This window comes from Hymenobacter sp. ISL-91 (genome assembly GCF_018613725.1).
In the GTDB taxonomy this organism is placed as follows: Bacteria; Bacteroidota; Bacteroidia; order Cytophagales; family Hymenobacteraceae; genus Hymenobacter.
Window position 1 is genome coordinate 3,840 of sequence record NZ_JAGGPS010000001.1, and the last position, 19,694, is coordinate 23,533.

At 61.8% G+C, this 19,694-nt stretch carries 9 protein-coding genes; 3 read left to right on the plus strand and 6 right to left on the minus strand.

Annotated elements, in window-relative coordinates; translation table 11 throughout:
* Positions 1–36: 36 nt before the first annotated feature.
* Complete coding sequence (locus tag J7E24_RS00015) at positions 37–2,466, plus strand: GH36-type glycosyl hydrolase domain-containing protein (RefSeq protein WP_215133849.1); 2,430 nt, start codon at positions 37–39, stop codon at positions 2,464–2,466.
* Between the two features lie 330 nt (positions 2,467–2,796).
* On the opposite strand, the gene J7E24_RS00020 is transcribed toward J7E24_RS00015, so the two are convergent.
* Positions 2,797–4,470, minus strand: a complete 1,674-nt coding sequence (locus tag J7E24_RS00020; protein WP_215133850.1) for a T9SS type A sorting domain-containing protein — start codon at positions 4,468–4,470, stop codon at positions 2,797–2,799.
* A gap of 227 nt (positions 4,471–4,697) precedes the next feature.
* Entirely contained in the window at positions 4,698–7,541 is a 2,844-nt protein-coding gene (locus tag J7E24_RS00025) for a TonB-dependent receptor (protein ID WP_215133851.1), read from the minus strand.
* Positions 7,542–7,691: 150 nt separating this feature from the next.
* Between J7E24_RS00025 and J7E24_RS00030 the strand changes: the two genes are divergently transcribed.
* Together J7E24_RS00030 and J7E24_RS00035 are read left to right on the plus strand one after the other, a co-directional pair.
* The gene (locus tag J7E24_RS00030; protein ID WP_215133852.1) at positions 7,692–8,594 is read left to right on the plus strand and encodes a YicC/YloC family endoribonuclease; all 903 of its coding nucleotides are present in this window, start codon (positions 7,692–7,694) and stop codon (positions 8,592–8,594) included.
* A 334-nt stretch (positions 8,595–8,928) separates the two neighbouring features.
* Positions 8,929–9,474, plus strand: coding sequence for a hypothetical protein (locus tag J7E24_RS00035; RefSeq protein WP_176906924.1), 546 nt, complete (start codon positions 8,929–8,931; stop codon positions 9,472–9,474).
* A gap of 258 nt (positions 9,475–9,732) precedes the next feature.
* Here J7E24_RS00035 and J7E24_RS00040 read toward each other — a convergent pair whose 3' ends face one another.
* The 4 genes from J7E24_RS00040 to sprA all read right to left on the minus strand — a co-directional run bounded on the left by J7E24_RS00040 (position 9,733) and on the right by sprA (position 19,548).
* Positions 9,733–11,049 (minus strand): M28 family metallopeptidase, encoded by a 1,317-nt coding sequence (locus J7E24_RS00040; RefSeq protein WP_215133853.1) that lies wholly within the window; start codon positions 11,047–11,049, stop codon positions 9,733–9,735.
* A 101-nt stretch (positions 11,050–11,150) separates the two neighbouring features.
* Positions 11,151–11,558, minus strand: coding sequence for a VanZ family protein (locus J7E24_RS00045; RefSeq protein WP_215133854.1), 408 nt, complete (start codon positions 11,556–11,558; stop codon positions 11,151–11,153).
* Positions 11,559–11,579: 21 nt separating this feature from the next.
* Entirely contained in the window at positions 11,580–11,960 is a 381-nt protein-coding gene (gene gcvH, locus J7E24_RS00050) for a glycine cleavage system protein GcvH (RefSeq protein WP_215133856.1), read from the minus strand.
* 139 nt (positions 11,961–12,099) lie between these two features.
* Complete coding sequence (gene sprA / locus J7E24_RS00055; protein WP_317195602.1) at positions 12,100–19,548, minus strand: cell surface protein SprA; 7,449 nt, start codon at positions 19,546–19,548, stop codon at positions 12,100–12,102.
* Between the last annotated feature and the right edge of the window lie 146 nt (positions 19,549–19,694).

The following is a 19,694-nucleotide window of genomic DNA, read 5'->3' on the forward strand; positions in this document are numbered from 1 at the left end:
GGGCTAGGGGGTGAGGCGCAACGTCAGGCTAACCGCATGAACAACACCATTTCTGCCCAACTCGCCAACCCCTACGGCCACTTTTCGGCCGATGCCCGCGAGTACGTGATTACCGACCCGCGCACGCCGCGGCCCTGGTTCAACTACATGTGGAACGAGCACTACGCCGGCCTGATTTCGCACACCGGCGGGGGCTTTAGCTTCCTGGAGTCGCCGCGCGACAACCGCCTCACGCGCATGCGCTACAACTGCCTGCCCTGGGACCGGCCCGGCCGCTACATCATGGTGAAAGACGCCGCAACGGGCCAGTACTGGTCGCTGAGCTGGGCGCCCACCATCGAGCTGCAGTACGACCAGTACGAGTGCCGCCAGGGCCAGGGCTACACCACGATTATCACCGAAATCTACGGCGTGCGGGGCGAGCTGACCTACTTCGTGCCCACCGACGTGAATGCCGAGGTATGGCGCGTGCAGCTCACCGACCTGAGCGGCCAGGACCGGCAGCTGGAGGTGTACGCCTTTACCGAGCTGATGATGGGCAACGCTTTGAACGACATCATCAACCAGCCCAACGACAAGCACTTTACCGACATCCATTTCCAGAACGATTTGCAGGCCCTGGAGTGCACCCGCCGCTACTGGGTGCTCAACAAAAAGGTGTCGGTGGCCCAGCCCAACATCGGCTGGGACTACAACCTGTACTTCACGCTGAGTTTGCCCGTGACGGGTTTCGATGGCAGCCTCGACAAGTTTATCGGCCGCTGGCGCTCCGAGGCCAACCCCGAGTGCGTGGAAACCGGCCAGATGCACAACTCCGAAATCACGGCCGGCGACCCGGTAGCGGCTCTGCAAAGCAAGCTGACGTTGAAGGCCGGTGAGTCGGTAGATTTTGCGGCCGTGATGGCCGTGGTGAAAAAGGATGAGGACGTACGCCAGCACGCCGCTTTCCAGTGGCAAGACCTGCGCGATACGGCCTTGCTCGACGAGAAGCTGGCCGCCGTGCGCGCCTACTGGGACGATTACCTGGGCCACATCCGGGCCGATACGCCTGATGCAGCGCTTAATACCATGCTCAACGTGTGGAACCCCTACCAGGCGGCCGTTACCTTCGACATGGCCCGCAACTCGGGCTACTACCACGGCGGGCTGCTGTTCGGCAACGGCATCCGCGACCAGTTCCAAGACATTCTGGGCATGGTGATAACCCACCCCGAGCGGGTGCGCGCCCGGCTGCTCAACGCCCTGCAGTTCCAGCTCCAGGACGGCTCGACGCTGCACAACTTCTTTAAATTCACGAACAACGGCGAGAAAACCAACCACTCCGACACGCCCCTGTGGCTGAGCTTTGGGGTGGTGGAGTACCTCAACGAAACGGCCGACTTCAGCATCCTCGACGAGTTGGTGAGCTTCTACGACGGCGGCGAGCCGGCCACAGTCTACGACCACATCGTGCGCTCGTTGGACTTCTGCCTTTCGGCCACCACCGAGCGCGGGCTGCCCAAGATGATGAACGGCGACTGGAACGACACGCTCGACCAGATTGGCCCGCTCGGCAAGGGTGAAACCGTGTGGGGCGCGTTTTTCCTGGCCTACGGGCTGCGCAAGTGCTTCCCGCTGCTCGAGCGCCGCGGCGACACTGCCACCCGGCAGCGCTGGCAGGCCGCCTACGAGCGCCTGGGCGCGGTAACCAACGACGTGGCCTGGGACGGCGAGTGGTACATCCGCGCCTTCAAGGACAGCGGCGAGCCGGTGGGCACCAATGCGCACAAGGAGGGCAAGATTTTCATCAATTCCCAGACCTGGTCGGTGATTTCGGGCCTGGCTCCCGAGGAGCGCGGCAACGCGGCCCTCAACTCGACCTACGAGCTGCTGGGCCGGCCCAACGGCATTCAGATTTGCTGGCCCTCATTTACGGAAGTAGATGAGACAATGGGCCTTATCAGCCGCTGCGTGCCGGGCAAGAAGGAAAACGGCGCCATTTTCAACCACGCCTCCTCGTGGTTCGCGCTGGCCTCGCTGCTCAACGGCGACATCGAGCGCGGCGTGGAAGTGTACCGCCGGATGCTGCCGCCCAACTCGGCCGCCCGCATCGACCGCTACGAAGTGGAGCCCTACGTATTTGCCGAATACGTGACCAGCCCCGACCACGAAACCGAAGGCCAAGCCAGTCACTCCTGGCTCACGGGCACGGCTGTCTGGATGCTGCGCATCGGCCTCGACTACATCCTGGGCTTCCGCACCTCGCTCGACGGCATCACCATCGACCCGCGCATCCCGGCCGCCTGGCCCTCGTTCACGGCCGAGCGCGTGTTCCGCGGCAAGCGCCTCAAGCTGAGCGTGCAAAACCCCCAAGGCCGCAATCAGGGCGTAACCCGAATGCGCGTGAACGGCCAGCTGGTGGCGGGGAACTTCCTCAATCCCGCCGACTACGCCGAAACCGAGTTGATGATTGAGGTGACGCTGTAGAATAGCTCGAACGAAACGCGACTACGCCCCCAAACTAGCCTGTTGTTGCTAGTTTGGGGGCGTAGTCGCGTTTCGTTTGAGCTGCCCTTGCCTCCGGTTAACCTGCTCGACCTCCGCGCTTCCCACTCCCCCAACTGGTAAAGCCGCCAGTTTGGTCAGCTTAAAACCGGATTTTGCGGTAGGTAGAAGCGCTTCAATCTAATGTCCCGCATCGTTGCGGATAAGTTTACAAAGCCCCCTGTCACTAGCAGAAAACGGCAGTACGCGTACACGCTGACCGTGCGGGCTCCGTCGCAGTACATTAAGCATCTGAATATCCTGCTTCAAGTACTAACGCACTACCACAAAGCGCACCGACTGGCGGGTTTCGTTGGTGGTTATGGTGGCCAGGTACACGCCGGCCTGTAGGGTATCGGGCAGGCGCAGAGTCTGGGCGCCGGCACGCAGCTGGCCGTTGGCCAGCACGGTGGCCACCTGGCGGCCCGTCAGGTCGAACAGCTGCACAGTGGCCGTGGCGTTGCGGCGCAGGCTGAAGCGGAGTTCGGCCGGGCCGGTGCTGGGGTTGGGCACCACGGCCAGCTGCTGCACCTGCTCGGAAGCCGCTTGCGTGGCCAGCGTGAGGCCGGGGGCGTTGTAGCAGGTTATCTGGGGGTTGAAGTTGGTCCAGCCGGCGGCCCAGTTGCCGGTGTTGGCGCCGTTGGCACCTTCGGGCGCGAAGGCTCCGCGGTAGCTTACCTTGTCGAAGAAGGCGTCGGCGGCCTTACCCGTGAAGGCAGCCCCGGTGGCCAGCTTCGAGGAGGCTTTGGGCTGGAAGAAGGGGCTGGTCAGGTTGAAGTTCTCGGTGGCCAGATTCAGGTCGGCTACGGTTGAGGCAAGGTCGTTGCCATTGTCGGCCAGAAACTTGCGGGCATCGAAGGTGCTGCCCGTTACCACAGTGCCCACCCGGTTGTCGGCGAAGCCGGCAAACACGTTGTTGCGCAGCTGCAGCCCGCTGCTGGCGTTGCCCTCACTGGCCGCACCGTCGAGCAGCAGCCCCACCGGGTAGCCGGCCACTACCGAGTTATACACGCTCAGGGCCGAGTTGCGCCGGATGTGCAGGCCACGCTTGTAGTTGCCGTTGAGCGTGCCGGTAGCGGGGGCAATAAAGTGGCTGATGTTGGAGAAAACCGGGGCCGTCTGGGGGCCGTTGGCCGAGCCGTTGGCGTCGTTGTCCGACTCGAAGCCGTTGGAACCCGATACGTCGGCAATGTTGGGGTCGCGCAGCGCCACCCCGAACTGTACCTTACCGGTAAAGCCGTTGTCGGTGTCCCACTCGTCGTCGGTGCCGCGGAAAGCCACCAGGTACTTGGCATTCACCGTGCCGCCGAACCACTCAAATGAGTCGTCGCCGGAGTACGACACCTGAATGTGGTCAATGGTGGTGCCCGCGCCTACGCCGGCCAGGGTCAGGCCATTTATTTCGTTGTCGGTGGTGAAGGCAATGCCCGGAAACTCGATGCGCACGTACTGCAGCACGCCCGAGTTATCGTTGGGGTCGGTGCCGCCAAAAAAGGTGTCGGGCGTCAGGCCGCCTTCCAGCTTGGGCAACGGCTGGCCAGGCGCCGCCGGAATGTTCTGCGGGGCCCGGCCGGCCAGAATCAGGCCGCCCCAGTCGCCCCGGTCCCGCTCGCCGGGGGCCTGGTTCGAGGTGAACACGATGGGCCGGGCAGCCGTGCCGCGGGCCTCAATTTTAGCGCCCTGCTTGATGGTAAGCGTGCCCTTTGAGGCTTTATCACCCTTGATAATGGTACCCGGCTCGATGGTGAGCGTGGCGCCACTTTCCACGAATACGAAGCCCTTGAGCAGGTACACCCGGTCGGCCGTCCAGGTGGTATTGGTCGTAATCGAGCCCGACACCTCGACCGGGGCCGGGGCTACGGGGCAGGTCGTCTGGGCCTGCGCAGCGGAAGTGGCGCCGGCAACGGCAGCGGCGGCCAGCGCCAGCGAGAGTACAATCTTTTTCATAGCATCAACGGAAAGAGGTGAAGTGAAAACGGGTTGAAGTAAGTACCCTGCAAAGGTCCGGCAGCGGCAGTGCGAAGGCGTTAGCGGGCCGTTATCATTGGGTTACCGAAAGGTTGCGTTTGGCGAGGCAGCAGAACGATGTAGGGGCGGGGCTTGTCCCCGCCCCTACATCGTTCTGCTTCAACGATAATCGTTCAACGGCGGGCGGGGACAAGCCCCGCCCCTACTTAAAACTGGTAGGTCAGGCCCACGGTAGAGTACTGGCCGCGGCGGAAGCGGGCAAATGCGCCGCCATCGGCCCCCGTAATTTTACCGTCGCGGTTCGAGTCGTAGTATTGGCGGGTGTGCTGGTTAAGCGCGTCCTGAATGCCTACGCGCACGCTCAGGTGCTCGCCCACACGCTTGGTGGCGGCCAAATCGATGACGTGGCGCGAAAGCTCGAAAATGGTAAAGTTCTGGGTGTTGCTGCTGGCGAACAGAATCCGCGGCCCGATGACGTTGTACTGCGCTGACACCTGCCAGCCCCGCGCATCATCCTGGTAGAAAATGCCGGTGTTCACCACGTACGGCGACTGGCCTTGCAAGGCCCGCTCGTTGAGGTTGCCGGCCAGCTGCTCGTCGTCGCTCAGTGTCACCCGGCTTTTAATCAGCGAGGCGTTCAGTACAAAGGCGAAGTGCTGTAGAAACCGGTTGTCGGTGATGTCGGCCAGGCCTTTACGGGCTTCCACCTCCACCCCCACATCGTAGGCGCTACGGGCATTCACGAAGCCCAGCTCCAGCGCGCTGCCGGTTGTCGAGCCGGTTACCTGCTCAATGGCGTCGTTGAATTTCTTGTAGAACACGCCCACCGAGAGCAGCTCGGCCTTGGTAGGGTAGAACTCGTAGCGCAGGTCGGCGTTGTAGATTTTGGCCGTGCGCAGGTCGCGGTTGCCCTTTATCAGGGCGTTGTTGTTGAAATCGTAGTAGGCGTAGCCCGCCACCTCCCGAAACTCGGGGCGGTTGAGCGTAACGCTGCCCGCCAGCCGCAGCAGGCTGCGCAGGTTGAAGTTGTAGGTGCTGTTAATTGAGGGCAGAAAGAACGTGCGCTGCTCCTCGTAGGGCGCGGCGCTGCCCAGGCCCGAGCGCAGAAATTTGCGGTTGTACTCCATCCGCACCCCACCCGACACGCTGACCTTGTCCGATACCGGGGCTACGGCGCTCAGGTAGCCGGCTGCCAGCAGGTTGTCGGCGCGGTAGCTGTCTTCGTCGCCGGTTCCTTCGCGCAGCGTGAAACCGGTATTGGGGTCGATGTTTTCGGGCGAGAAAATCGTTTCAATCGGCAGCTGCAGCAGGTCGTAGTTGAAGCGGCCCGGCCGGGCGGGCACGAAGGAGAAGAAGCGGCTGGCGTAGTTGCGCTCCTTGTATTCGGTGTAGAAGCCGGCGCGCAGCTTGTACTGGCTTTCGCGGGTGGTGTCGCGGCCGCTCAGGCGCTGCTCCCACTGCCCGCTGCCCATGTAGGTGTCTTCGCGCAGCCGCGAGTAGTACGACGATACATCCTGCTGCGAGCCAATCTGGCTGATTTCGACCTGAAACGGGGGTGCTGGGTCGCCGGGCAGCGGCACGTCGCTGCCGGTGCGGTAGCGGCGGTAATCGGGCTCGTTGCGCAGCACGTAGTTGTAGCCCGACTGCCAGGTCAGGGTCGAGTTTTTGGCCGCGCCCAGCTCGTGGGTGCCGGCCAGCTGGCCCGAGTAAATCGTGCGGCTCTGGTAGTGCAGCGCGTAGTTGTCGCGGGCCCGGCCGTCGCCTCCCTGGGCATAGTCGAGGCCCGTGCGGTGGGTTACCTCGTCGGTGCCATATTGGTTGAGGAAGTTGCGCAGCTCCAGCCGGTGGTTGTCGCTCAGGCGTACCTGCCAGTTATGAATCACGCCCAGCCGGCTGGCGGTCTGGGCCTGCTCGTCGGAGTAGTTGTAGATGTAGTTGCCGGTGCCCGTTTCCAGCCGCTGCCGCTGCACTTGGTACTGCTGGTGCGTGTTCGAGTACGACACCGACGTGACGTTGCTCAACTGCGCGCGCCCAAGCGCATACTTGCGCGTCAGGCCCAGCGAGGCGCGCAGGTCGGGCAGGGCGGTGCTCAGCCGGGGCTTCCAGTTATTGTCGAGGGCGCGGGCGGCCTGTAGCAGTTGGGCGTCGGTCAGCGGATTCTGGCTGTCGTAGGGCTCGGTGCCGATGGTAGTAGGCATTTTCCGCTCGCCGCCGTCGTAGCCCGCCCACTGGGTGCCGCTGCGCTGCGGGCTCTGCTGGTAGCCGCTCTTGAACGTAGTGCCCGACCGGTGCCAGGCCGATACCGACAGGCTGGTCGTGTTTTCGAGCACCGAGTTCTTCGTGTACACTTTCACCGCGCCACCGCCAAACTCACCCGGCAGCTCCGGTGCGCCCGACTTAAAAATCAGCACCCGGTCAATCACCGACGACGGCAGAATGTCGAACGAGAAGGAGCGGGTATCTACTTCCGACGAGGGCGTGAGGGCGTCGTTGAGCAGCACCGTGTTGTAGCGCTCGGCCAGCCCCCGAATCACGATAAACGAGTTGTTCTGGATGGTAACGCCCGGAATGCGCTTCACCACTTCGGCCGCGTCGCGGTCCAGCGTCTTCACAATCTGGTCGGAGCTCATGCCGCTCACCACGACTTCCGATTTCTTCAGGTCCTGGAGCAGGGCCACCTCGGTGCCGGTCTGCTTTTGGCCTGTCACCACCACTTCGCCCAGCGTCTGGGTGCTTTCCTCCAGGCCTCCATTGAGCGTAGTCGTCTGGCCCTCGCGCAGCACGATGCCCGGGAAAGTGAGCGACTTGTAGCCGATTGACTGCACACTTATAGTATAGGTGCCCGGCGCGGCCATAAGCCGGTACGTGCCATCGAGTTCTACGGGGGCGGCCTGGGTGGTACCGGTGATGATAACGGTGGCCCCAATGGCGCCCTCGCCGGTTTTTTTATCACGAATCGTTCCGCTCAGTGTGGCCTGCTGGGCCCGGGCCAACGAGCTGGTGAGCAACAGCAGGAGCAGGAGGAAAAACAGCGTAAGTGTGCGTTGCATACAAGGCTCGAAAAGGGTTTGACAAAACTACCCTGGCCCTGTTATGCTAATATTGCGTGGCCGTTATGTTTGTGTTACTGCCGCGGTCCGCACCCCATCTGCCCGCCGAAAGAACTACTTTCGCGGCCCCAATCACCCCCGTTTCTGCCCATGCTCCAGTCCATGACCGGCTACGGAATCGCCACCCGCGAAACCGACCATTACGCCGCCACCGTCGAAATCAAGTCGCTCAACTCCAAAGGCTTCGACCTTACCCTGCGCCTGCCCCGCTTCCTGCAGGACAAGGAGTTGGAGATTCGTAATCTGCTGGCTAAAAGCCTGGTGCGCGGCAAGGTCAACCTCAACCTCGATTTCACCCGGCCCCGCGCTACGGCCATGGGTGGTTCTATTGTGAACGAAGCGGCCCTGACGGCCGCCTGCCAGGAATTGCAGGCCCTGAGTCTGCGTACCGGCCTGTCGTTCGACCAGGTAACGGCCGTGGCCCACGCCTTGCCCGGGGCTCTGCGCCTGCCCGCCGCCGATACCACGGCCACCGCCGAACCCCTGGAAACCGAAACCAGCTGGGACGAGCTGCTACCACTGCTACACGAGGCGCTGGAGCGCCTGCACGAATTTCGCCGCGCCGAAGGCCGGGCCCTCACCACCGAAATCCTGAGCTACGTCGAACACATCAGCCGGCTGCTGGCCGAGGTGGAGCGCCACGACCCCAGCCGCGTGGCGCAGGTACGCCAGCGCCTGCAAAGCCACCTGGCCGACATCTCGGCCAACGAGCATTTCAACAGTATCCGCTTCGAGCAGGAAATTCTGCACTATATTGAGAAGCTTGACATTGCCGAGGAAAAAGTGCGGTTGGGCAACCATTTGCGCTACTTCATCGAAACGGCCAGTTTGCCCGAACCCACAGGCAAGAAATTAGCGTTTATTTCGCAGGAAATTGGTCGGGAGATTAATACCATCGGCTCCAAAGCCAACGACTCAGACATGCAGCATTTAGTAGTGAGCATGAAGGAAGAACTGGAAAAAATCAAGGAGCAGATCAACAATATTCTCTAGCGCTCAAACCAAATTCAGGTTGTCATCGTAGGTTTCGGATAGCACTTTAAGGGTATTGATATGTATAGTTTGTTATTGATATATACTTGAACTTTTCCTAGTGTTCGATTAAATAATGTAAAAATCATATTGGGCCCATAAGCGTTCATTACTGCTTCGTGAGTGGGTTTTTTGAACATAAAGGAACTTCTACAGTAATAGGTGCCAGGTTGTTTTTTATAAATAACTTGCACTTTGAGTTTTTCATCGTAAATTGTGTTATCCAAGCAGCCCGGCAAACGCCTTACCGCTGGATCACCTTACTTAGCAACCCACCTTTTTTCAGCCTACTTCTATGAAAAAAGCACTACTTACCTTACCCGTACTCTTCCTGATGGTGCTGCTAATGGCAGCCCGTCCTTTCGCCGAGGTGGAGCTGATCAAAAAACGCGTTCTAAGCGAGCGGGTCGAAATCCTCATCCCGAAAGGGTTTGATGTGATGAGCGAGGAGCAGATGGACTTCAACTACGCCAAGTCGCAGAGCCGTCCGAGCGTCATCTACACCAACAACAAGGAAGTTAGTCTGGCCTTTTCCTACACCGATAACACGGCGGATCAGGACATGATGGACATGTACCACGACAACTTCTACAAGATTTACACCAAGCAGTACAAGGAGGCTAAATGGTTCAGCCACGGCGTAAAGGAAGTGAGCGGCCGCAAAGTGGGCTACCTCGAGCTGATGAAGCCGGAGTTGGGCCGCGAGTCGTACACCTTCATCTTCTTCACCGATGTGGAAGGCAAGCTGCTGATGTGCACTTTCACCTGCGCCGACCGCCAGAAGCCTGAGTGGGAGAACGTAGCCAAGCAAATCATGGGCTCGTTCAAGAGCAACAGCTAAAGCACTGCCGCTTGTCGGCAACCACAGTTCAAAAGCACTTCACCCGGAGTTTACCACAAGGTAGATTCCGGGTGAAGTGCTTTTAGGGCAGTTGCAGTACAACACAGCTGGGTGCAAAGTCATCAGCATCAATCAGCCTGACATACTGCGCTATTCGAAGCATCTCGGGACAATAGCAATCCTATCATCAAGACGAATATTGGCTGGTTTCTATTCCAAGCAGAACAAAGAATGCTAGCCGGTTAACTTACCATAGCCTCACTTGCCGGGAGCTGCGCCCGAGGTGTTCAAAAAGTCGCGCAACAAACCAAAAACACTGCGGAAAGCCGTGAGGGGCAGGGTTTCGGGCCGGTCCTGTACATCGTGGTAGGCTGTAATACCGCCGCGGGTGTAGAAGAACAGGGCCGGAACGCCGCGCTCTGAGAAGGGGAAATGGTCGGAGTTGGCGGCCCGACCGCGGGCAGCCAGGGAAGTTACGTAGCTGCCTGCCGCGTTCAGGCGCTGCAGGCGGGCAAACTGGTCTTCGAATACTCGTCCGTTTACTACCGTTAGCCCTTCCTCACCAGTACCCAGCAGATCTAAGTTGGCCAGCACCCGGATATTAGCCAGCGGAAGCAGTGGGTGCTCGACAAAGTAGTGCGAGCCGACCAGGCCAGCCTCCTCGGCCCCGAAAGCCAGGAAAGCTACCGAGTAAGCCGGGCGGTTTTCGGGGCGGGCATAATAGGTGGCCAGTTCCAGTAGCATAGCCACGCCACTAGCGTTGTCGTTGGCCCCTGGGAAGTACGTGTCGCGCCCCAGCCGGCCCAGGTGGTCGTAGTGCGCCGACACCACCACGAACGAATCGGGGCGGGCGGTGCCGGGTACGTAGCCAACTACGTTCTGGGTGCGGTAGGCCGGGTGCAGGCGGGCATCGAGATGCAGGCGCACGGTGCGGGCAGCGGCCGGCCAGGCGGCGGCTCGTACTTCCAGCCGGGGCCGCAGCGCCTGCTCGCCGGCTATGCCGGCCGTTAGCTTGCCAGGCACCAACGTGATTTGGGCGGCGGCCGTAGCCAGGTGCGCCTGCACCTCGGGTGGCAGTTCCGCCAGCCGCCCGGCCTGGGCCTGGGTGAGTACCAGCACCGAGCCAGCCAGCGGCGTGGCCAGTAGCTGCTGCCGGGCTGCTGGCTGCGCGAAAATCAGCGAATCGAGCTGATACACCGGGCCGCGCACTTCGCCGGGTCCCGAGTGAGGGGCCGCAATAAAATCGAGGCCAGGACGCAGCAGCTGGCCACCAACGCTGAGTTCGGCGCGACCGGGAAAGGTATTAACGGGCAGCGTGAAAAACTGGTAGTAGTCGGGGGCAAGAGGCTGCAGGCCCAACGCGCGAAAACGGCCCTGCAGGTAGGCCGCCGCCCGCTGCTCGCCGCCGCTTACGTACCCCCGGCCGTGCAGGTCGGGAGCTGTGAGCCGGTCAATCGTCTGCCGGACGCGGACCATATCCTGCGCCGCCGCCGGTGGGGTGTAGGCCAGGGCGCTGCCGAGTAGCAGGCCCAGCGCCGCCAGGGGCCGGGCGGCGGAAAACAGCGGAAGGTGCATTGGCGACGGCATGGGCAGGGCTCAGATGAAACTAAAGTGGCAACAAGCACCGCTCCCCCGAGCGCACACCCTCGCACGAAGGTTATCAGCTTCAGCGAATATCATTGCCAGAAACGGCGGGTAAACCACATGCAGGCGGTGCCGGCTGCCGCGCCCAGCGCGTCGCTGAACAGGTCGGACCACTCGCCGTGGCGGCCCATGGCCAGCAGGTGCTGCAGTACTTCCACCAGCGCGCCCAAACCTACTGCCACTGCCAATACCATGAGGAACGCCTGCGTCTGCCACCACCTCGACCACCGTTGCCGCCGGGCCGAGAAGGTGGCCAGCATCGTGAACACTAAGAATACGCCGGCGTGGGCGGCCGTGTCGAAGGAAAGGAACTCCCAGCGCGGCGTTACAGGCATGTCGGCGGCGGGCGTGAGGGTGCTCACCAAAATAAACGCCGCCCACGCCAGCGGCAGCCCCACCAGAGGGCGCCGACGCGGCGTGGGCGGCGTTTCGGAAGGCAAAGCCAACGGCAGGCGCGGCGCTTAGGCGCCTACCAGCTCACCGTAGGTTTCCGACGTGAGCAGGCTGTCCAGCTCAGAAGCGTCGCTCATCGAGAGCTTGATGATCCAGCCGTCGCCGTAAGGGTCGGAGTTTACCAGCTCGGGGTTACCGTCGAGCTTGTCGTTTATTTCGAGTACGGTGCCGCTGAGGGGGCTGAACAGGTCGGAAACCGTTTTAACGGCTTCTACGGTGCCAAACACGTCGTTCTGGGCAACCTCTTTGTCGAGGGTATCGATGTCGACGTACACGATGTCGCCGAGTTCTTTCTGGGCGTGTTCGGTGATGCCGATATAGGCCACGTCGCCCTCAACGCGGACCCACTCGTGCTCTTTGGAATACTTCAGGGAGGCGGGCAGATTCATGGGATGGTGCTTAGGGAATGAACTGAAAAGCGAGGCGCGCCGCGCGCCGCTTCAAAAGTACAGGTAATAGGTGAGATGGTGAAATGGGGAGGTGGGGAGTTTAACAGCACGGCAAACTCCCCACCTCCCTCATTCGGCCTTACTGCGAGAGGCTATAGCGGAGCTGGATGCCGGCTTCGGTGGAGGTGTTTTTGAAGGCGTTGCCGGTTTTGGGCGTGGTAATGTTCTGGGTAAAGAAGAACTGCAGGTTCAGGCGCTGGTTGAGCACGTAATCGACGGTGGGGCGCAGCTGCACCTGGCGGGTGCCGGCCGTTACCTGGCTGGAGGCTCGCCCAATGCTGGGTTGAACGCCGGTTTCGGCCGCAACTACGGGGTCTATTACATCCAGAATAGTACGCTGGATGGCGTAGTTCTCGCTGATGCTCAGGTCGAGGCGGGCGTTGAGCTCGTTTTTGAGCACCCGCTGTTCGCCCCCGATTTTGAAGGGCAGCCGGAAGCTGTTGGTGGCGAAGCCGGCCCCGATTACGATGTCGTTGCGGCGTAGCTCCGTTACCTGGGCCACGGTTGAGTTGAGGCCGATGGTGCGGTCGACGCGGTACTCCAGGCGGCCGGTGAGGCGGCCGGTAGTCTGGAAATCAACCCCGATGAGCGGGGCCAGCCGGTCGGCAATGGTTACCTGCCCCAGAATGTAGTAGGGAATGAATCGGTTGGCCTGGTTGATTTCCGTCGAGAGGTCATCAGGCTCGTTTTTGTAATCGAGCGACGTGTTGTAGCCGGCAATGTTGTAGCTGGAGCCGTACACGTGGTTGAGGCGGAACGAGCGGAAGTAGCGCTGCACCAGCGGTATTTCGGAGAGGCCATTGTAGCTGATGTTCCAGTTGGGCAGCGGCAGCTGGGCAAAGGGCTTGAACTTCTCGGCCTTATAGCCATCCGACGAGCGGCCTTTATAGGCATCAATAAAGGCCGGCAGCAGCACATCCTGCGAGTTATAGCCATAAAAGCCATCGGCCCGTGCTTTAGCCGCTTCCAGCCGCTGCTGCACCACCTCGCGGTTCTGCACGAAGCGCTGGAAAGCTTTGGAAACCGTGCCCTCCCGGCTCAGGTCGCCGAACATTGTCTGGATGGCAATGAACGAAGTGCTAAACGTGCCATTGCCCAACGGATTGCTCTTGGTTGGAATTGTCCCCTGCTCGGGCTCAAAAGTTTCTTCATTAACTACGTTTCGGTAGAAAACCTGCCGGCTACGCACCAGGTTGCGGCGGGCATCGAGCTGGATGTTGAAGTCGCGGATGGGCTCCAGGGTGGTGCGCAGCGTGAGGGCCTCGGTGAGCAGCGAGCTGAGCGGGGCATTGAGGTACTGGCTCTGGTTGGTGTACCAGCCGTTGCCGTAGGCCTTGCCGAATAGCCCGTCGAGGTCCTGCTGCTGACCCAGGATGAAAGGCAGGCCGGGGGCATCGAACCCGTTGTCGAACCCGAAAAAGCGGGTGTTAGGCAGGTAGCCGGGCAGCAGCGTACCGTTGGAGCGCACGTAGGTGAAGTTGAGCGAGCGGGCCGTCATCAGGGAGCGAAGCACCGCTTTCAGGGCCCGGAACTCGGGGCCTGTGGCCGAGTCGGCCTCGGCGGTTTCGGGCCCCGTGCCAGCGGCACCCACCACGCCGGGCTTGGCAATTTTAGGTTCCTTGGGCTCCTGGCCGGGCGGGGGCGCGTTGTTGATGATGTTGAGGAAGCGCACCTTGTTGTAGAGCTTCACCAGGTCAATCTTGCCGTTGGCGCTCAGCTCGCCGGTGTTCTGGATGGTGTTGCCCAGGTTCAGCGGCAGGGTGGTCGTATCGGCGGGGTTGCCCGGGTTGGCAGGCTGGCGCAGCGCCGTGGAGGCGGCCTCCCAGCCGTAGGTAGCCGCGTAGCGCGCATCGGCCGAGAGCCAGTCGGTAAGCGGGAACTTATCGAGCGGCAGGCGGTAGGTGAGGGCGACGGTCTGGTTGAAGTTGGTGGTGCGGCCGCCGCGCAGCAGGTTGTCGCGCAGCTGCTGGCGGTTGTCGCGGGCAATCTGCGATTCGCCGAGGGTAGTGCCGGGGCCCTCATCCACTACGGCGCGGTTGGTGGCCGTGTAGTCGAAGGCCAGGGCCTTGGTCAGGTCCCAACGCAAATCGTAGATGCGGCTGAAGTAGAATACCTTCTGGAACACGCCCGGAATATTGCCCCGCACCGGCACCTGGCCGGGCTCGAGGGTGCGCTGCAAAAACCGCTCATTGTAGCGCCGGTCCAGGTCGGCCCGGAACGAGAAGCGCGAGGGCAGCGGCGTGAAGTTGACTTCCTTGAACAGGGCCAGATAAGGCGAGTCGAAGGCTTTTACTTTGGCCAGCGGCGTGTAGTTTTTGGGGTTGGCCTGATACACGTAGGCCAGTGCGCCGGTGTAGGTGCGGGTGTAGTCGCGGTCGGTGCGGATGTCGGTGTGCTTACGCTCGGTCAGCGAGTAGCTCAGGGCCAGATTCTCCACGTCCCAGGGCTGCACTTTCTTTTCAGGGTTGGTGCGCTCCTTGCGCACGTTCAGCAGCGAAATACTGCGCTGGCTGGTCTGGTCGATTACCTCGCGGCGGTAGGCAGCCCGCTCTTCGGCATCCTCGAATTTCTCCAGGCTCTGCTCCAGGCGGGTGTCGGGGTCGAGCGGGTCATACTTGGGCGAGCGGCTCTCGATGCCGGCCTGCAGCAGCACCGGCACGCGCAGGCCCAGCTTCTCCGGGAAAAACTTCTCGGCCGCCACGGTGGCATTCACGTCACCACGCAGAATGTTGTCGATGGAGCGCTGCTGGGGGCGGTCCTGCAGGCCGCCGAAACCGGTAGTTACGTAGCTGCCGGTAGCCGTGATGTTGGCCACATCGGCCAGCTTGGTATTGAAGCGGGCGGTAGCGGCCCAGCCGCTCTCGTTTTCAAACTCGGATACCCGCAGCTCGTTGGCCCACAGCGTCAGCGACTGGCTGGCACCGTCGTCGCTGGGGTTCAGGATGCCAATCATCGCGCCCTGCACCGACGACAGATCGGGGTTGCCGACTACCGTAATCGTGTTGCCGTTACCCAGCTGTACCACGTAGGGGGTGCCGTAGCTCACGCCGGCCTTGTTGCGGGCCGACTTGGCGTCAATCAAATCCTGCAGCGTCAGGTCGATGCGGTTGGCAATCGGCCACACCTGATCGACGGTGTAGCTGGCGCCCGCGCCGGTGGGCTGGGGCGTGAGCTCCAGCGGCAGCGCGTACTCGTAGTAGTTCTGGGTGTAATCGGTGCCCAGGCGCACGAAGCCGCGGGCCTGGCCGCTGCGCAGGTTGCGGTCCTGGGTTTCGGCGTGCAGAAACAGCTTCAGGCGCTTATAGCGCAGCATGTTCACCGTCAGGTTTTTGTAGGCTGCCTTGGCGAAACCGTCGCGCAGGCCGCCCACTACCAGGCGCAGGCTCTGCTCGTTCTGCAGGCGGCTGGTAGTGGTCGAGCCGAACTCCTGGTCGCGCCGGATGTTGGGCGGCAGCAGGTACGGAATCGAGCCGGCCCCGGCCTGCTCTACGCGGCCGTTTTCCTCAATGCTCACCGTCGAAATGCTGAACTCGTCGGCATCGGTATCGGGGTTGAGGATGCCACCGGGCTCGGCAATTTTGGTGAGGTAGCGGCGCCACTGGTTGGCCACAAACTGCGGCTGCACCATGCGCAGCACCACCGGCTGCTCCCAGCCCGTGAGGGCCAGCCGCAGAAACCGAATCGACTTAAAGCCGAACTCCTGGCCGTCGGGTGTGCCCACGGCCCGGTCGTACTGCCGGATCGGGATGCGGAACTGGTACCAGCTCACGGGCTCGCCGTTGGTGTCGTCGTTGTTGTTCGTGACTTTATCGACGATGTAGTTCTGGCCCACTTCGAGGCTGCCGGGGCGCAGGCGCACGCGGTACTCGTAGTAACGCTCAATCTCCGAAATCACGTTGTCGCGGTTCAGGTCTTCCTTGTCGGGGTAGGCTGTCGAGCTCAGGCGGCTGCCCTCGGGCGAGTTGCCCTCCATGCCGTTGAAGTCCTTGTAGCGGGCCAGCACCTTGGCATTAGCCTGGTCGTAGCTGGGGTCGAGGTGGTGGCGGAAGTTGTCGCCGGCCGGGTCGGGTACGCCGGCGTAGGCGCCCCGCAACTCAGGCAGGGCCTGCTCAAGGTCGTCGGTGATACCATCGAGGCCCACATCCTGCTGGGCCCGGGCCCCGGCCGCGGGGTTGAAGGCGTCGGTGAGGAAAGGCTGACGCGATACCCGGCCCCAGACGGTTTCAGTGGCGTCGGGGCTGGGGTTTTCCACCGGCAGGCCGTTCTCAAACTCGTACTGGTTGTTGTTGGCCAGCACGTCTTCCGACACCGAACCCAGGTTCACGAACAGGTCGCCGCCGGTGTCGTTGTTGTCATTGTGCCCGTCGTTATCAACCACGCGGCCATTTTCGCCCGGCAGGAAGGGGTCCATGAGCCAGAACTCCAGGTACTCTACGTTGGCGTTATCGAAGTCAGTATCGAAGGTGATTTCGCGCGAAATAGCCGCCTGCCGGGTGGCGTTGTCCGCATCTGTCGTGCTGGCGAAGAACGTGGGCCGGGTCCGGTCGAAGTCGGGCGTGTAGTTGTACTGGCCGCGCTGGTCGGGGAAGTAGGCCAGGTCGAACGTTGTCTCGAACGAGTTGCCGTTGGCTCCCAGGTTGCGGTTCGGGAACACCTCGTCGCGCTTGACGCCGCGGATGTAGTGGTTCTTCAAATCACCCGTGCCAATGTTGCCGGGCTTGCTCTGGCCGTTGGTGTAGTAGGTCTGGTCGATGGTGTACCAGGCCAGCTTGGCGCGGTTGTAAGCCGTGGCCAGGCCGGTGGGGGCGCGGCGTAGCGGCAACGGGGTGCTGCCCAGCCGCCAGGCCACCGCCGAGTTCAGCCCGCCCAGCGTGTAGGGGGTGCGCGCATTCTCAAAATCATCGAGGTACGAAACGCCGTTTTCGCCGCCGCTCTTCTCGTCGCCGAGCTTGCTCTGGCTGGGCAGCAGCTGGGCAAACTCGCCGCTGAACGAAACCGTCGAAATTTCTTTGGTCGAGAGGAACGGCAGCGCGTTGAGGTAGCGGGTAAGCGCCCGCGACTCGCGGCGCATGTTTACATCAAAGCCGTAGATGGTGTTGTTGCCCGGCTCGTCGCCGATGTTTACGCGGTTGATGCCGGGGGCCTGGTTTTCGCGCAGGTGCAGCACCGTGGCCCCGAAGTACATATCCGACGATACCCGGTAATCAAACCGGGCTCCGATCAGCTTGCGGGGCTGCACCTGCACCAGGGCGTTTTTCTCGAACTCCACCCGTAGCTCGTTGGCCGAATTCAGATAGGCCGGGTTCAGGATTTTCACCTTGGCCTGGTCGTAGAATACCTGGTAGTCGGTGCCCTCGGTGAGCAGCGTGGAGCCCGAGCGTACCCGCACCGAGCCCTCGGCTACGCCAATGCCGGGCAGGTTAATCTCGTCGGTGCTGGTGGCTTGGTAGCGGCCGCGCAGATAGAACTTGTCTTTTTCCTGGCGCTGCTGGGCGTCGCTCTGTACCTGGTTGTACAGCTCGCGGTAGGCGTACTTGCGGGCCAGCTGCTGCTCGGTAGCTGAGGTGGCGGTGTCGAACTTGCCGGCCAGGTAGCTGCCAAACGGCTCCACCTGCGGGAAAATAATGCGCCCCAGCTCGGTATCGACGGTAATGCCGGGGAAGAAGTCGAAGTTGCCGTCGGGGTTCCGGTCGTTGTTGGGGTTTACGTTGTCGAGGTTGAATACCTCAATCAGCGGCTGGTTGGCAATATTCTGGCCCTCTTTCAACGAAATCAAATCCACGCCCGTCGCGTCGTCCTTGTATACCAGTTGCAGCTCGAAACGGTCGCGGCTGAGCTGCTGGGCGTTCAGGGGATAGATGTTTTTCATCATCAAATCCCAGGTCGGCAGGTTGCGCGTGAGCAGGTTCTCGTTTAGGGGGTTCTCGCTGGGGTCGGCCAGGCCCACGGCGGGGTTGGTAGCCTTCAGCATCTTCAGGAAAATCACCTGGTCGGTGCCCACCTGCGAGTAGTCGTTCTGAATCTCGCCAACGGTGTAGGTCTGGCCGTTGTAGAGGTACTGGTACGACACGCCCAGCACCTGCTCGGGTAGCAGCTGGGTGTTCAGCGAGAGGTAGCCCAGCTGGGCATTGTAGGTGTACTCGCGCGGATCGAGCTTGCGGGCCCGCACGTGCTCAAAGTCGGTGTTCTTCTCCAAGCCCAGGCTGCGCAGGTTGTCATCGACCTGCAAATCCTGCCGGAAATCGGCACCCGTGGCGCGGATGTCACTCAGCTCGGAATTGGCGTCGTTGCTGGCCAGGGCGCTGGGGCGGGCCCCATTCAGAAACTGCTGGCGGTACACGCGCCGGGGTTCGGCCACGTCCATGAGCGTTACGACGTTGCGCAAGTTGTCGCTCTGGCGGTTGTCGTTGGTCACCCACACTTCGAGGTAGGTGATGTTGATGCCACTCTGGATGGTGGGTAGGTTGCGCAGCGAGTTGTCGTACCGCTCCCGAAACACTTGGTTCAGGAAGTAGTGGCGGTCCTTTTCGTACTGGCTGGCCTTGATTTCAAACGGCCGGCTCTGGCCCCCGTTCTGAATACGCACCTCATCGGCCTGGCCGCGCAGGGTGCTGGCAATGGTAGTTACGCCCAGGCGGCCGAACTGCAGCTGGGCCTTCACGCCAAACAGGTTCTGGCCCCCGGTAATCAGCGAGTTGTTGAGCGGCAAACTCACGTTGCCCAGCTCCACCTTGCGAATAATATCGGTGTCGAAGCCCGTGTAGTCGAGCTTCATGTTGTTTTCGAAGTCGAAGGCCGCCTTGGTGTCGTAGTTGAACGTCAGGCGTAGCTTCTGCCCAATCTGCCCGGTCAGATTGAGGTTCATGTTCTGATCGAACTGGAAGTCGCCGTTGCGCTGCTGGCGCAGCGTGAGGGTGGGGTTCTCGTTGCGGTTGCCGCGGTAGCCCATGCGCAGCGTCACGGCGCCCTGCGGCCGAATATCCACGTAGCTGCCCCCAAAAATGCGGTCGGCCATGGGGCCGAGGTAGATTTTGGGAATCAGGCGGCGGTTGTCGGGCTGGTTGGGGTCGCCGGCCACACCACCACCGCTGGCCCGCTCGCGGAAGTAATCGCGCACGGCCTTTTGCTGCTGCCAACGCGAGTACTCCTCGAATGTCATGCGGCTGGGGTCGCGGAAATCAAGGCTCTGGCCGATGCCCTCTCGGATATCGAAGTTCTTCAGGCTGTCGTCGGGCTGCACCTGCAGCTGCACGTTGTCGGGCAGGGGCAGCACCAGCGGCGAGCGGCGGCGCTCATTCGAAAAGCGCGAGCCGCGGCGGTCGGCGGGGTCTACCCGGGGGCGGGTGCCGGGCTGGTAGCGGGTGGTATCGATGCGGGGCGTATCGGCGGCGAAACCCCATTGACCGGCCGGCCGCAAGCCGGCCGGCCGCCAATCGGCCCACAACTGGCCCAGCGCAAAGGCACCCGTTGTGCCTTCTGCCAGCGGTGCGGCTTCCGACCACCAGGCCACCAACGAGACCAGGACCACGAAGGCGCTGGCGGAGAACTTCTTACCGGTAGTCAAGCGTCAATATCCGTCGAAGGGGTAGTTGTTAGTTTTCAGTGGTCAGTTGTTAGTGTCAGTTAGGCTGTTTGAATAGTAGTTGTTAGAAACCGGGGCAGACCTGCGTTCCA